Source organism: Peribacillus sp. Bi96, assembly GCF_918698115.1.
Taxonomy (GTDB): Bacteria; Bacillota; Bacilli; order Bacillales; family DSM-1321; genus Peribacillus.
This window is the reverse complement of sequence record NZ_CAKKLV010000015.1, coordinates 48,435-62,648: the sequence shown is the minus strand read 5'-3', so window position 1 is coordinate 62,648 and position 14,214 is coordinate 48,435. Positions and strand designations below refer to the sequence as shown.

Annotated in this window: 16 protein-coding genes and 1 pseudogene; 14 read left to right on the top strand and 3 right to left on the bottom strand. The window is 37.8% G+C overall.

Annotated elements, in window-relative coordinates; all coding sequences use genetic code 11:
• Positions 1 to 243 precede the first annotated feature (243 nt).
• The gene (locus LQ203_RS17810; RefSeq protein ID WP_230159759.1) at positions 244 to 933 is read left to right on the top strand and encodes an N-acetylmuramoyl-L-alanine amidase; all 690 of its coding nucleotides are present in this window, start codon (positions 244 to 246) and stop codon (positions 931 to 933) included.
• Between the two features lie 949 nt (positions 934 to 1,882).
• Here LQ203_RS17810 and LQ203_RS17805 read toward each other — a convergent pair.
• Positions 1,883 to 2,521, bottom strand: a complete 639-nt coding sequence (locus LQ203_RS17805; protein ID WP_230159757.1) for an XRE family transcriptional regulator — start codon at positions 2,519 to 2,521, stop codon at positions 1,883 to 1,885.
• A gap of 133 nt (positions 2,522 to 2,654) precedes the next feature.
• On the opposite strand from LQ203_RS17805, the gene LQ203_RS17800 reads away from it, so the two are divergent.
• From LQ203_RS17800 to LQ203_RS17785, 4 genes and pseudogenes are all read left to right on the top strand, one after another.
• Positions 2,655 to 2,879 (top strand): helix-turn-helix transcriptional regulator, encoded by a 225-nt coding sequence (locus tag LQ203_RS17800; protein WP_230159755.1) that lies wholly within the window; start codon positions 2,655 to 2,657, stop codon positions 2,877 to 2,879.
• Positions 2,880 to 2,896: 17 nt separating this feature from the next.
• A complete protein-coding gene (locus LQ203_RS17795; RefSeq protein ID WP_230159753.1) occupies positions 2,897 to 3,058 on the top strand; it encodes a hypothetical protein in 162 nt (53 codons plus the stop codon).
• Positions 3,059 to 3,688: 630 nt separating this feature from the next.
• Positions 3,689 to 5,221, top strand: coding sequence for an alpha/beta fold hydrolase (locus tag LQ203_RS17790; protein ID WP_356714738.1), 1,533 nt, complete (start codon positions 3,689 to 3,691; stop codon positions 5,219 to 5,221).
• A gap of 132 nt (positions 5,222 to 5,353) precedes the next feature.
• A pseudogene (locus LQ203_RS17785) lies at positions 5,354 to 5,516 on the top strand (IS5/IS1182 family transposase); the annotation flags it as partial.
• Positions 5,517 to 5,611: 95 nt separating this feature from the next.
• Here the strand turns inward: LQ203_RS17785 and LQ203_RS17780 are convergent.
• Positions 5,612 to 5,899 (bottom strand): hypothetical protein, encoded by a 288-nt coding sequence (locus LQ203_RS17780; RefSeq protein WP_230159748.1) that lies wholly within the window; start codon positions 5,897 to 5,899, stop codon positions 5,612 to 5,614.
• Between the two features lie 732 nt (positions 5,900 to 6,631).
• Positions 6,632 to 7,255: a transcriptional repressor LexA gene (gene lexA, locus LQ203_RS17775; RefSeq protein WP_230159747.1), complete on the bottom strand. Its 624-nt coding sequence runs from the start codon at positions 7,253 to 7,255 to the stop codon at positions 6,632 to 6,634.
• Between the two features lie 155 nt (positions 7,256 to 7,410).
• On the opposite strand from lexA, the gene LQ203_RS17770 reads away from it, so the two are divergent.
• The 9 genes from LQ203_RS17770 (at position 7,411) to LQ203_RS17730 (ending at position 14,112) form a co-directional block, all read left to right on the top strand.
• Positions 7,411 to 7,722, top strand: coding sequence for a LysM peptidoglycan-binding domain-containing protein (locus LQ203_RS17770; RefSeq protein WP_230159745.1), 312 nt, complete (start codon positions 7,411 to 7,413; stop codon positions 7,720 to 7,722).
• Positions 7,723 to 7,741: 19 nt separating this feature from the next.
• Complete coding sequence (locus tag LQ203_RS17765) at positions 7,742 to 8,398, top strand: recombinase family protein (protein ID WP_230159737.1); 657 nt, start codon at positions 7,742 to 7,744, stop codon at positions 8,396 to 8,398.
• A gap of 65 nt (positions 8,399 to 8,463) precedes the next feature.
• Positions 8,464 to 8,697 (top strand): DUF896 domain-containing protein, encoded by a 234-nt coding sequence (locus LQ203_RS17760; protein WP_230159735.1) that lies wholly within the window; start codon positions 8,464 to 8,466, stop codon positions 8,695 to 8,697.
• A 230-nt stretch (positions 8,698 to 8,927) separates the two neighbouring features.
• Positions 8,928 to 10,931 (top strand): transketolase, encoded by a 2,004-nt coding sequence (gene tkt / locus LQ203_RS17755; RefSeq protein ID WP_230159733.1) that lies wholly within the window; start codon positions 8,928 to 8,930, stop codon positions 10,929 to 10,931.
• Positions 10,932 to 11,223: 292 nt separating this feature from the next.
• A complete protein-coding gene (gene sirA / locus LQ203_RS17750) occupies positions 11,224 to 11,664 on the top strand; it encodes a sporulation inhibitor of replication protein SirA (protein WP_230159731.1) in 441 nt (146 codons plus the stop codon).
• 84 nt (positions 11,665 to 11,748) lie between these two features.
• Positions 11,749 to 11,964, top strand: coding sequence for a YneF family protein (locus LQ203_RS17745; RefSeq protein ID WP_230159729.1), 216 nt, complete (start codon positions 11,749 to 11,751; stop codon positions 11,962 to 11,964).
• Between the two features lie 589 nt (positions 11,965 to 12,553).
• Positions 12,554 to 12,763: a hypothetical protein gene (locus LQ203_RS17740; RefSeq protein ID WP_230159727.1), complete on the top strand. Its 210-nt coding sequence runs from the start codon at positions 12,554 to 12,556 to the stop codon at positions 12,761 to 12,763.
• A gap of 15 nt (positions 12,764 to 12,778) precedes the next feature.
• Positions 12,779 to 12,967, top strand: a complete 189-nt coding sequence (locus tag LQ203_RS17735; RefSeq protein WP_230159725.1) for a hypothetical protein — start codon at positions 12,779 to 12,781, stop codon at positions 12,965 to 12,967.
• 725 nt (positions 12,968 to 13,692) lie between these two features.
• Positions 13,693 to 14,112, top strand: coding sequence for an Rrf2 family transcriptional regulator (locus LQ203_RS17730; RefSeq protein WP_230159724.1), 420 nt, complete (start codon positions 13,693 to 13,695; stop codon positions 14,110 to 14,112).
• Positions 14,113 to 14,214: the final 102 nt, after the last annotated feature.

Sequence of the window (14,214 nt, the reverse complement as noted above, 5' to 3'; positions counted from 1 at the left end):
TTAATTGCACTTTAGTCGTAGTGTTATTTATCAAGATGATCGTACCATGACATATACACTCGGCGGGGTGTATTTTTTTTGAGAAAGAAAAGGGTGGGGAGTAGAAGGGATTCCATAAGAACCGAGGCAGCGGAGTAAGGAAAACAAAGAATTTTCTCTATTATTTTCAGGTTTTAATAATCCGGTAGTATATGTGTACAAGCATTTATTGTGACGTGACATAAGATTAATAGAGGTGATAAAATGGTAAAAATATTTATTGACCCCGGACACGGCGGTACAGATACAGGCTCGGTGGGAAATGGATTAAAAGAAAAAGATTTAACTTTATCCATTGCAACTAGAATGAAAGATATTTTAATAATAGAATATAATAATGTTTCTGTAAAAATGAGTAGGACCCTAGATACGTACCCCTCCTTAAACGATCGAACGAATCAAGCGAACGCTTGGGGAGCGGACTTCTACCTCTCCATCCACATTAATGCAGGAGGCGGAACTGGTTATGAGGATTACGTTTATACCTTCACAAACCAGGCAACGAAAACGTATCAAGATCAAATTCATTCAGAGGTCATGAAGCTCATCAATATCCAAGACAGAGGACAAAAAACAGGAGATTTACATGTGCTCCGTGAAACGGATATGCCTGCACTTTTGACTGAAAATGGATTTATCGATAATGTCAATGATGCAGCCAAATTGAAAACGGCCTCTTTTATTGAAGCCCTTGCTCGAGGACATGTAAACGGTATCGTTAAATGCTTCAATCTTACAAAGAAAAGTACAGCGGTATACCATACTGTTGTTGACGGGGACACGGTGTATTCCTTAAGCCTGGCCTATGGCAGTACTGTTCAAAAAATTAAGGAGTGGAACGGCCTTGACAGCCAGTACACTATTTTTGTAAATCAGAAATTACGAGTGAAATGAATAGTTTGTAATTGATGGGTTAAATTATGTATAACTTCCAGAAAACACACCACGTAAAAACCCTTCTCTTTAAAGAGAGGGTTTTTTTATTGGCTTCAAAAAAAGGTCAAAAACATGTGACCGTTTTACTCATTATGTTTAAATCATGCTATACATATTTTGAAAGTGAGCGAAAAGGGGATTATAGGACAAAGTTATGATTTGCCTGAGACCTAATAAAAGGGGAAATAAGCGATTTAAAGCCTGCCATATTAAATGGCAGTTTCAGACTGTGGACTAACTCGATAATAATTGAATTTGCCTGTTGATTTCCACTACAGGCACTCGCTTTCCGCGGGCGGTCCGCGAGCCTCCTTGGCGCCTTTACGCCTGCGGGGTCTCCCTTGGACGCGTATTCCTAAGCTGGAGTCTCGTACCTTCCGTTCCAATCCAATTGTTATAAAGTTTAGCTGAAACTCCTTTTGTCTACAATCTTTTATGTTTTTTTATTAACAAACCGAGACTCCATAATAGATGGCAGTTTTATAGAGAAACAAGCCCCTGACGGGATTCGAACCCGCACTCCTTTCGGTAAGCATAGGTTAGGGGAGAACACGCTTCCCTACGGATTTTCACCGGCAGGAATTGCACCTGCCTCAGCTTATTTGCTTTTCGGTGCTTCTGAAACCCTTACCTTGCGACCCGGTGGCTACAATGTTTTCCGGCGCTCTTCCCTTCTAGAGCTACAGGGGCAAATGTTCATTATTATATTTTATTATCGATTCTTATATGATATTTTAAATCCATGTTTCATTAAAACAAGACTAAAAAAGCACAAACCATATGGCCTGTACCTTATATGTATCACCAAATTGAATGTTTTTAAAAGATGACCATCGTAAAGATAGGGTCGTTGTATGTAAACAATTTCTTCATTGCCACTAATGAAACCCTAAAGGGCACTGAGTTTTCAATCGTATATTTTAATCGCTTGAACCACTTTCCCTAAAATTCGTACGCGATCATTTTTGATATGATAGATTTTTTCTTCATAAAAAGGATCCGTGCTGCAGGGAGTTAGTGTGATGCTTTCTTCGTTAATATTTACTTTTTTGACAGTAGCATCGTACCCATTTACTAAGACCACACCAATTTTCCCATTATCGACGTAGGTTGTTTTTTCAACAAGGATCAAGGATCCGTCACTGAATTCTTTGTTCATGCTGTTGCCATTTACTCTAAGGAAAAAGTATTCTTGATCGGTTTTTAGCATGGAATTTAATGTCGGCATATACGCTTCTATATATTCATGGGTAAAATTTGGCTCTCCAGCATGGATATTTCCGTAGACACCAATTAATCTAACATTATTTTCGTTTAAAAATTCCATTGAAGGATTATTTTTAACGATAGGTGTTCCTTCAATGAGGTGAGAAAGAGGTACTTCAAAGCAGGTGGACATCATGCTCAATTTATCCATTAATGGCTTATTCCGCCCTGATTCCCAAGCTGAAACTGCCGTTGGGGCCACTTTTAATATTTTTGCCAAATCTTCTTGTGTCATTTTTCGTTCTTTTCTAAACATTTTAATCCGTTCACCAATGTGCATATTTCTTCACCTCTACCTCGAATATACACCATGAGTGAAAGTGAGTAAACTCAAAGTGCGTGAATTTTACAAAAAATTGTTGGAAACTATACTTCAAGTGTGATATTATTTTTATAATAGGGGGTGACAAGATATGACAAACGTTAAATTCACACTTAAACAAGCTAGGAAGTATAAAGGTATAACTCAAGAAGAAATGGCAAAAGTGCTAAAGATGGCCAAAAGGACCTACATTGACTATGAGCAATATAAGATTCCGTTGCGGATTGATAAGGCGTATATGTTTGCTGAATGTGTAGGATTCTCGATCGATGATATCATTTTTTTTGACCCTCACCTACACTTTAAATGTAGTTAAAGGGTCAAAGGCTAAATGTGCTTCATGACGATATGGAAAATCTTTTCATCGGCAACTCTAACCCGCCAAGGGGATACAAAAGTCCATATAAGTTTGGTGTAGTGGATGGAAAAGTTGCTGTAGGAGCAGCCGTTAGTACCATTGCGATTGGAAAGGGAATTCTCTTTAGCAATGTGTAAGGGTTTTGTTTAAAAAAGAGATTAATTGTGTATCTATTGGAAAAATTGTTGTCAAAAACACCAAGATTAGGGGCAATCGGATAGTGTCATATTCAAAGGAATTAGTACGGAGGTTCATAAATAGTCAAGCCCTTTATCCTTTGCGAGAAGGGCTTGTTCTCATTTTTACGTAAGGAACTTAAACTGCATGTGATGATAAGGTCTTCTTCCATAATTTCTAAAGCTCAACTGTGTCCTTATTGTGAAATCCTATTTTTGTACGTTGTGAAAAAAGAGAATCACTAAAAGTGGGGCATGAAGTTAAAGAAAATATCCCTCAAAGTTAAGCACTCTCCGCCAATCGAAATGAGTTTATAGAAATCGTCCGTAAGTAACAATGACGCATCCTCATACTTTATCTCTATATTAATGAATTCCTTCTAGTTTTTTTCTCCCATTTTTATAAAGATTGCAGGTAATGGATTGTAAAAGTACAAATATAAACTAATGAATGGATAAAGCAGACTTGGTAAAGGAGGACATAGATAATAGGAGATTCAAAATTACAAAGGATATGGGAGGAGATAACAATTGAAAAGGAATATAATCAATTATGTCATTTTTCTTGTCCTTATATTAACAATATTAATTATGGCAAAACCAGACATTTCCACAGCGGGAAAATTGAAGCCGCCTTCCGAAACTTTCAGCCCAGGGGATTGGTTTCTGGGAAGCATCCCTCCCAATCTTGACGTAAATAAACCACCTATCGTATTTGTTCAAGGGAAAAATGGCAGCTCAACAAGCTGGTACGGTGAAACGGATTATCATGGTATCAATGATATGTATACCAAAGCATATGAGGCTGGCTACCAAACCGTTTTTGTTCAGCTTTATGATTCAGCTGGTAATGGATCTGCTAGCCAATATGATAATGGTAGGCTGTTAGCATCCATGCTTGAGGAAATCAGTACCCATTTCGGCGGAGAAAAAGTAAATGTTATTGCTCACAGCAAAGGTGGACCAGACACCCAAGCGGCTCTTGTACACTATGGAGCCCACCAATATGTTGGCAGGATCATCACTTTAGCTTCTCCACATCACGGTTCTCATCTAGCTGATTTGGCTTATAGCTGGTATGCAGGTTGGCTTGGTTCGCTTTTAGGTCAAAAAGATGATGGAACATATTCTTTGCAAGTTGGCAAAATGGCGGAATTTCGCTCTGCCACGGACAACCATGTTAACTCTCGTAAAAACATGTATTTCACGGTGACAGGAATGAATAGAGGACCAGCACTTTCTGCTTTATCAATGGGGGGACAATATTTATCTACGTATGGAGAAAATGATGGTTTAGTGAATGTATGGAGTTCAAAAATTCCCTATGCGTCACATTTGTTTACTGATCCAAACTTAGATCACGATAATATTCGAGTGGGTTCAGCTGTATTTCCAAGAATTGAGCCCTATTTAAGAAGCGCTTCTACCGTTGAGCTTCCGAGTGTAATTGTAAAATATAAACAACAAGTTGAAGATGATGTCATTACAACCGCTCTCGCACAAACCGTTCTAGGCGGTGAACTGCAACAAAATATCTGGAACGAACAAAGTTTCCATGTAAATGAAGCAGCCCCAGGTATGATAACCATATATACAGCCTCAAAAGATGTTGAGGTTGAATTAATTTCTCCATCCAATAAAAGGCATTCGCCTTCGGTAAAAGTCCACTCTGCAAAAAATGAAGCTTCCTTTTTTAATGGTGCAACCATCCAAACATTTAATGGAAACAACCTTGAAATTGGGGACTGGAGAGTGCGAATGAAGACTAAGTCACCAACTGATGCATACCTGTTAACCGCACAATTTAACGAAAAGAATCCCATTACATTAAGCATGCCTGGAAAGGTTAAGCAAAAGGATGCGAAATTTTTAATAAAGAATCCTATCAATAATAAAAAAGGGCCAATCAGCACCACTTTTATGGTTCATTTGTTAGATGAATCCGGGAATGAAATTAATGAAAAAAGCTCTATTCAAGTAATGGACAAAGAAAATTTTTCAGGTACCCTTCCAGATGTACCTAAATCGGGTGTTTATAATGTAACGATTGATGTCATGGAAAAAAGTGTGAGTGGTGCTGAAAGAACCCGTACGCTAATTCGTTCTGTTTATATTGAAAAATAAGAAGAAGATGCCTTCTCTTTATTGAAGGCATCCCGGACCGAACGCTGAAAGCGAGTGCCTGGAGGCAACGTTCGAATTTACAAACCTAAAAAACTGAGACAAACTCAATTATTTTCGAGTTTGTCTACAGTCGAAGAAATAAATCAAGATCGTGAAAACAGTGGAAAGAAGCCTTTACCACCAGAAATTTATCAAGGAGATTAATGAAAGTTCAACGGATCTTGAGAGTGGTTTCTATGTGAAAGATGAACGAACAAAACAGTTTGCCTATTCGTTCTTACAGCAGCATACCGCAATATAAATTGCGAGTGGTCGATGGCATAGATGCTGTGCAGTAGCCTATGGATTTAATAGATGAATGAATTTCATCGACGGCCATACACCTGATAGCTAATCTGTCTTTTCATTAGATGCTCTATAGGACAAAATGCCAGTTTTGAGCGCAGCGTAATTGCCTATGCTTGCATAGCCATAAAACCAGCCCATAAAAATTCCTGCAACCAAATGATTTCTATGGCTGATGAAAATGGAAATGAACAAGCCAAGAACTAATGCGATGGTAGGGATGAATTTTTTAGGAGTATGAAACAAAACCTTAATCAGTTGAGTTAGTATTATTATGGTAGGAATGGCTATCACTGCATCCCAAAAATTTGTATGGATGGTCGGGAAGTCCATAATTTCACCACCTTAAATTGGAAGATATACAAAATTAACTTTCACCATTTAGGTAGGATTTATACCACAGTAATTTTTACGAAAGAAGTCATTTATCAAAGAAAGGTAATTCGAACAGCTTTGAAGATTTTCAACGGTCAATTTATAAAGCCATCAATCCAAGGAAAGTAATGGATGTGATGGCTTTTTCTACGTTGGAGGATAAAATGGTTTAGGTGTCAACGGTACGCCAGTTTAACGATTCAGAAAATATCCAACTGGGTAGATAGAAATTTATATACTGCTGTCATAGTAGAAAATGACTACTGAGAAGCACAGAAAAATTCGATTTGGGCTATGGCTAAGAACCGAAATATAGAGAAGTATGATTCAGAATTGTTGAAGATAATCATACCGTCAAGATTCCGTCTTTGAGCCTGCCAAAGCATAGGATTTTATGGAAGTACAGATTTTTTAACTTGATCGGCGAAAGTGTAATGAATTTTATCTGAGTGGTGAATTTATTCCTCTCTTTTTTTAATTTAACAAAAGGTTACATTTACATAGGCTTCCACGCACCGAATGGCGATAGTTTACTTTCCTATCAACCTTAAAAGAAAAAGGGGAAATTGAAATAATCCTATAAAATTCCATACTATTAAAAAATAGTAATCAAAACCTAGTCTTACATATGCATAATGAGAGAGTTTGGGACATAAATTAAAACAAACAAAAAAAGCGCCTTTAGCGCTTTTAGTGTATTTGTCTATATAAGCCTATTACTTTTCCAAGTATCGAAACATCTCTTAAAATAATGGGTTCCATATTTGAGTTCTCAGGCTGAAGCCTTATGTAATCCGGTTCCTTAAAGAATCGTTTTACAGTGGCTTCATCATCTTCAGTCATGGCCACGACGATATCTCCGTTATTGGCACTGCTTTGTTGTTTCACGATGACATAATCCCCATCATGAATTCCTGCCTCGATCATACTCTCTCCCATGATTTCGAGCATGAATACATGGTCATCATGTGGAACCATGCTTTCGGGAAGCGGGAAGTATTCTTCTATGTTCTCAATGGCCGTAATCGGCATGCCCGCTGTTACTTTTCCAAGTAAAGGTACGTTCACGACATTCGTTTTCGGAATACTGTTGGCTTCTTCTAAATTCAGGATTTCAATGGCCCTCGGCTTGGTAGGGTCACGTCTTATCAGCCCTTTGCTTTCCAGGCGGGATAAATGTCCGTGAACTGTTGAACTTGATGCAAGTCCCACTGCTTCGCCAATCTCCCTTACGGAAGGTGGATACCCTTTTTGGCGGACTTCTTCTTTAATGAAATCAAGAATATCTTGCTGCCGTTTTGATAGTTTAGTCATTTTTGCACCTCTTCTCCAATGTTCTTTGCTTTATTATATCATGGCCCCCATCTCTATACAAACATAAGTTCGAATTTTGTTATTGACTGAAACAAACGTTCGTATTATAATTTGAATATAACATACGAACGAACATTCGCTTTGGAGGGATATTTATGAAAAATTTATACAAAAACTATATTTATACGATTCTATTAGCGGGATCTGTATTCATCTTTTCAATTTTATTCTCTTGCACATTAAATAACGATCAAAAAAAGGATTTCCTTTCTATAGAAGTAAGTGAAGGTGACACCTTATGGGGAATTGCCGAAGAATATGAAGAAGCTAATTTGACAAAAAAAGAATTCATTGGTTGGATAGAAGAGCATAATGGGGTCAGGGCGGATTCAATTAAACCTGGTCAAGTCATTGTCATTCCTGTTAAAGGGGAAGAACTTGTTCAGAATTTGGCAAGTGAGCAGTAAGTAGCGAAGGTAGGGTATTATGAAGGCAATAATCTATTGCAGGGTTAGCACAGAAAAAGAGTCGCAGGAAACATCATTGGCAAGGCAGGAAGATGAATTGGTCAAATTGGCAGAGAAGATGGATGTAGAAGTTGTTTCCATAATAAAAGAACAGGCTAGTGGTTATGAGTTAAACCGTGATGGCATTTTTGACATGCTTGAACTATTTAAAACCAAAGAAGCTGAAGTTCTATTAATCCAAGACGAAACAAGGCTGGGGAGAGGGAATGCGAAAATTGCCCTCTTCCATGTCATTCTTAAAGAAGGCGTGAAAGTTTATACTCTCTCACACGATGGGGAACTTGAGTTATCGGATTCAGATGCCATGGTCATCCAGATAGTCGGTATTGTCGAAGAATATCAAAGGAAATTACATAATTTGAAAATAAAACGCGGCATGTTAAGAGCCGTTGAAAAAGGATACCGCCCTCAAAAAAATCTTCATAATCAGAGGAATTCTACCGGCAGGGAACGTAAGGAGATTCCTATTGAAGAAATTATTAAACTTCGGGCTAATGGATTGACGTTTGCAGAAATCGCAGCCACTTTAAGGGGCTTTGGCTACCATGTATCTAAAGCTACTGTGAACCGACGCTTTCTTGAACATCAACAAAATACACAGGAAAGTCAATCTTAGAACTTGTAATTTCGCTTTTTTTTTAATACCATGACAATATCCGCAGATTATGAAGGAGCGAAATTATGCTATCACAAGAAAAATTAACACGTATTAATGAACTTTCTAAAAAAGCAAAGGAAGAAGGCTTAACGGAAGTTGAGGCGAAAGAGCAAACACAATTAAGAAGTGAGTATTTGGAAACATTTAGACGGTCCATGTCCAATACGTTGGAGCATGTAAAAATTGTCGATCCAGAAGGTAATGATGTCACTCCTCAAAAGATAAAAGATATAAAAGATAAAAGAAACTTACATTAATGCTTGGAATTTTCTGATGGTACACTCCATTGGAAGATTCTTTTTGCTTTATGATTAATAAGAAATTGCATTCATGTATGTATTCTCCCATTTAGTTTAATCTAAATAGGGGACTTCCAAATTTTTTTAAAAATTGAAGTATTGAGGTAGTAAATAGTGATTTTAGTTGTGATATTATGCAGGTCACTATAATATAAAGAGGTACATTACAGGAAGGGATGTTTTACAATATGTTAGATAAATTAGATGCACTTTCCATCAATACGATTCGTACATTATCGATTGATGCAATTGAAAAGGCTAATTCAGGTCATCCAGGTATGCCAATGGGTGCAGCGCCAATGGCGTATAAACTATGGACTGAATACATGAATCATAACCCAAAAAATCCAGATTGGTTTAATAGAGATCGCTTTGTTCTTTCAGCTGGTCATGGATCTATGCTGTTATACAGCCTTCTTCATTTATCAGGATATGGCTTATCTATCGATGATTTGAAAAGCTTCCGCCAATGGGGCAGCAAAACTCCAGGTCATCCTGAATTCGGACATACTGCTGGTGTAGATGCAACGACAGGACCGCTCGGGCAAGGGATTGCAATGGCAGTTGGTATGGCAATGGCAGAACGCCACTTGGCAGAAAGCTATAACCGTGATTCATATAATGTTGTCGATCACTTTACATATAGCATTTGTGGAGATGGAGATTTAATGGAAGGCGTTTCTGCAGAAGCCGCTTCATTAGCCGGACATCTTCAACTTGGAAGACTTGTTGTTTTATATGATTCTAATGACATTTCCCTTGATGGCGACTTAAGCCAATCATTTAGTGAAAGTGTAGCAGACCGGTTCAAATCTTATGGCTGGCAATATATCCGTGTTGAGGATGGCAATGATCTTCAGGGAATTGCTAAAGCGATTGAAGAAGCGAAATCTGATGATACACGCCCAACATTAATAGAAGTGAAAACCGTTATTGGTTACGGTTCACCAAACCGTTCAGGTAAATCTGCTGTTCACGGCGCTCCGCTTGGTGCAGATGAGCTGAAGCTGACTAAGGAAGCATATAAATGGACATTTGAAGAGGATTTCTACGTTCCTGAAGAAGTGTATTCACATTTCAATGAAGCTTGTGTAGATGCAGGCGCTCAAAAAGAAGAAGCATGGAACGAATTGTTCAAAAATTATAAAGAAGCACATCCTGAGTTAGCTGAACAATTGGAGTTAGCAATCAAAGGTGAAATGCCTGCTGAATGGGATCAGGATATTCCGGTCTATGAAGAAGGTAAAACATTAGCTTCCCGTGCTTCAAGTGGGGAAGTATTAAATGCGATTGCCAAAAGAGTTCCTAGCTTCATCGGTGGTTCAGCAGATTTAGCTGGGTCTAATAATACTGCCATCAAAGGTGAGACAGATCTATTACCAGGCAATTACAGTGGTCGTAATATCTGGTTTGGTGTACGTGAGTTTGCTATGGGGGCGGCTTTGAATGGGATGACCCTTCACGGTGGATTAAAAGTGTACGGGGGAACATTCTTCGTATTCTCTGATTACTTACGTCCTGCCATAAGAATGGCAGCATTGATGGGCTTACCTGTTACTTATGTTTTCACCCATGACAGCATTGCTGTAGGGGAAGATGGACCGACACATGAGCCAATTGAACAGTTGGCATCATTACGGGCTATGCCGAACCTGGGCGTTATCCGTCCAGCTGATGGTAATGAAACGGCAGCAGCTTGGAAAGTGGCTATGGAGTCTACAAATAAACCAACTGCCCTTGTACTTACACGTCAAGGATTACCAACAATAAAAGACACTTCCGAAACTGCTTATGAAGGTGTTTCCAAAGGGGCTTACATCATCTCCGCTTCTAAGAAAGAAGTAGCCGATGCATTACTCCTTGCGACAGGTTCCGAAGTGAACTTGGCTGTAGAAGCACAGAAAGCTTTAGCAACAGAAGGAATTGAAGTTTCGGTAATCAGCATGCCATCATGGGATCGATTTGAAACTCAATCTAAAGAATATAAACAAAGTGTAATTAATCCGGCAGTGAAAAAACGTCTAGCCATCGAAGTGGCGTCACCTTTTGGTTGGGATCGTTATGCAGGTGATGAGGGTGAAATATTGGCCATCAATCATTTTGGAGCTTCTGCACCAGGCGGTAAGATCATGCAAGAGTTTGGTTTCACTGTAGAAAATGTAGTTGCTCGTGTTAAAGAAATGCTTAAATAAAAGTAAGGGAACTGACACCAACTGGTATGGTGTCAGTTTTTTTATCGAAATTTATTCATGTATGTTGAAAGTGCACCTATTCTACGGAAAATCTTTCATTCGACAAAAAAAGAAGAAAATTTCTCCAGCAAACAACATATCTTGTTGGTTTGTCAATATATAATGAGAATAATTAATTTTCGTTTAAATGTGTCAATTAAAGGGGAAAGTCATTATGAATAGAAAATAATGGAAGGTCCTGGTGTTAAGTTGTTCTGGTTACCAAAATAGGAAAGCTAGGAGGCATTGGCTGATGAGAACCTATCAGATTTTTTTAATCGAAGATGAATTTGCCCATCATTATTATGGAAGAGAAAAGCTATTTTTCAATTTGTTTTTGGAGCATATTCAAGCAAGGGGCCGATTGAAGAGTATTTTGCAAAAACAAATCGAATTTGTCACCAAGACAGTCCCCATTCTCCAATTGCAGGTAGCCGTTGAACAACGCTTGCAAAAAAAGATGAATTTTTGGTCTCGAAATGGAAAATACTATCTTGAAAAAACAAACGGATCGAGTAAAGCCGTTTTAATTATCCAGGATGAATCCATTACACTTAAAGCAGAAGGAGATTATGAAGCAGAGACAGCTTTCTTTGAATGCATTCGAAAATACGAAGCGAGTTTTCTGGCCATTGATTTTGAACATGAAAAATACGGCTGGTTAAAACCGATAAAAGAAAGAAAATTTGTCTAAATGGGGGACTTTTCAGTAGCGGGTATTGTATAATAACCTTTGGTCTAGTACACTGATGTTAGACAACACGAAGGAGGAAATAGTATGTGGGTTTACATTCTAGTTGGCGTACTGGCATTGATTGCTGGATTAGTGCTGGGATTTTTCATCGCTCGTAAATACATGATGGATTACTTAAAGAAAAATCCGCCAATTAACGAACAGATGCTGAAAATGATGATGATGCAAATGGGTATGAAACCATCCCAAAAGAAAATTAATCAAATGATGAGTGCAATGAATAAACAACAAACAAAATAAACCTTGTGGCTCTAGGTTTTAACAATTGATTGATAGCAATTATAAGATAAGCAAATCATAAACTACCTTGAAGAGTGAATCTTTCATCATAAATTTTCCTTGTTTTTGCTTTATCTTTCATTTATTAATCCGAAACCTCTTTCTCTGATTGAAAATACAGAGAAAGAGGTTTTTTGTTAGTTTAGAGGAAGAAAATGGAATAACCACAAGTATAAGGTTCAATAGAGAAACCATGAAGAAGGCATGAGAAAGAAAGAAGGATCTTCTAAATAAAAATGAAGCAAGTAGAAAGCAATAGTACCCAAGACTTAAGACTATATAGATGATGGAATGGATGTATAATCGTAGAATCATGGTTGAAACACTTCATGCAAATAAAGTGGATAAATAGAGGGACCGATGCCGTGAAGAAACTCATGATGACATACATTATTTTAGAGCATTAAAAAAGGTAGGAAAAAGCAAATTTGATCTATATGATATATGTATGGGCAATTCGGCAGGGGGTTAAAGTATGGGTTTTTTACGCAGTTTAGGTAAAGGTCTTGGCATTATTGCAGGTACAGTTGTTGGTGGTCCGATTAAATAGGTGGGAGAAGTTACTGGAGCAAGATTACTTGAGGATATTGGAGACGGAGTAAAAAAGGCTTCCACATTTACTGGAGATACATTGGGGACTTTTACAGACGGAGCAGTTAATACGGTTTCAGGAATCGAACAAGATGATTTGAATAAACGTGATATGGGATTAAATAACATGGGAGATGCAGTTGGCAGAACGGCCAAGGGAGTTTACTAAACAGCTAAAAATGCCGTGAAGAACAGTGGAGAAGTGGTTGTTGGAGCTATAGATGGCGATATGGAAATGGTGAAAAAAGGGGCGTCAGGCCTTATTACTACTGTAGCAGTTGTTGGAGTGGTGGATATAATGGATCATGAGGTAAGTCCTGGTTATGTTGATGACTATTCAAGATCAGATGGTACAGCAGTATCAGGTTATTAACGTGATGGAGATGGCGGTCCCGATACTCATTTAAACGTAGAACAAGGCGGAGGTTATGAACAGTCCAATCCTGATGAGACTCCCAATAACAATATAAAAGACTAACATATAACATACTCTCTTGCTTTTAAGTAAAGTAAGGGATTTTTTTCTTTGTTTCCCCGGAATGATAACTTTATCTCCAGGTTTGACTCCTGAACTTTCTTTGAAAATAATCAAAAATAATGAATAAGACCTTTTGAACAACGAAAGATAAGGAAGTAATTTTAAAGTAAAGGAGAGATACCTTTAATGGGAATATTAGAAATGCAGGAGAATCAGGTGATTGCAACTGCCTTTTTATTACTGACAAATCAGGAATAAGAAATACTCCATTCGCAATAACTGAAACAGCTAAGCCTGAATTGAGGGCCGCATTACGGGAAAAGCTAAGGGCAGTTGTATCAACAAACGGGGACATTAGTGAGATTATATGGTCTCTAGAGGTTCTTATCATCCCGAGGATATTAGTGATCAATCACAAGTGAATGTAAGAGCGACTAATGCGGCAATAACCTTTTCGCAACAATGGTCAATGAAAACTCCTATCCTAAGTGAATAGGGGAGAATTTCAATGCAATGAAAAAGTAATCAACAAAGTTGAATAGGCTGTTCAGTTTTTTGAGTTGACTTAATCAACTGTAAAGATTAAAATTACAGTAATCTCCTTGAGGAGGATGTAAAAAGTGAATAGTGATTTTACAATAGCTGTGCATAGTTTGGTCTATTTAGCTTATCTACCAGATCATATGGCAAGCAGTGAGTCTATCGCAGAAAACGTTTGTACAAACTCGGCAAGGATTCGGAAAATGATGAGCTGCTTGCGAAATAAAGGATTCGTTAAGACTAAAGAGGGTGTTGGCGGTGGCTATATTCTTGACTGCAATCCTGAAGAGGTAAGTTTGGCTGATATCTATATTACGGTCTCACATGGAACCTTGAAGCCTAAGTGGTGTACAGGTGATCCGGAGAAACAATGTGTGATTTCTTCCAATACCCAAGTGGTTATGGATCAAATATTCGATGAAGCTGAATTATATTTTGAGAAATATTTAGAGAATATAACGCTAAGCACTTTTTTGAAAAAAATTAAACAATGTCCGTGATATTGATTTAATTTTTTTCTTTATACTTACTGTATATTTTATTTTTACAGTTAATAAACTATAACTTATAGCGTGAAAGCCAAATGAACATATAAGGGGTGT

Coding starts and splice junctions, on each gene's coding strand:
- LQ203_RS17810 (WP_230159759.1), top strand. CDS start 244: ATGGTAAAAATATTTATTGACCCCGGACACGGCGGTACAGATACAGGC.
- LQ203_RS17805 (WP_230159757.1), bottom strand. CDS start 2,521: ATGCACATTGGTGAACGGATTAAAATGTTTAGAAAAGAACGAAAAATG.
- LQ203_RS17800 (WP_230159755.1), top strand. CDS start 2,655: ATGACAAACGTTAAATTCACACTTAAACAAGCTAGGAAGTATAAAGGT.
- LQ203_RS17790 (WP_356714738.1), top strand. CDS start 3,689: ATGGCAAAACCAGACATTTCCACAGCGGGAAAATTGAAGCCGCCTTCC.
- LQ203_RS17780 (WP_230159748.1), bottom strand. CDS start 5,899: ATGGACTTCCCGACCATCCATACAAATTTTTGGGATGCAGTGATAGCC.
- lexA (WP_230159747.1), bottom strand. CDS start 7,255: ATGACTAAACTATCAAAACGGCAGCAAGATATTCTTGATTTCATTAAA.
- LQ203_RS17770 (WP_230159745.1), top strand. CDS start 7,411: ATGAAAAATTTATACAAAAACTATATTTATACGATTCTATTAGCGGGA.
- LQ203_RS17765 (WP_230159737.1), top strand. CDS start 7,742: ATGAAGGCAATAATCTATTGCAGGGTTAGCACAGAAAAAGAGTCGCAG.
- LQ203_RS17760 (WP_230159735.1), top strand. CDS start 8,464: ATGCTATCACAAGAAAAATTAACACGTATTAATGAACTTTCTAAAAAA.
- tkt (WP_230159733.1), top strand. CDS start 8,928: ATGTTAGATAAATTAGATGCACTTTCCATCAATACGATTCGTACATTA.
- sirA (WP_230159731.1), top strand. CDS start 11,224: ATGAGAACCTATCAGATTTTTTTAATCGAAGATGAATTTGCCCATCAT.
- LQ203_RS17745 (WP_230159729.1), top strand. CDS start 11,749: ATGTGGGTTTACATTCTAGTTGGCGTACTGGCATTGATTGCTGGATTA.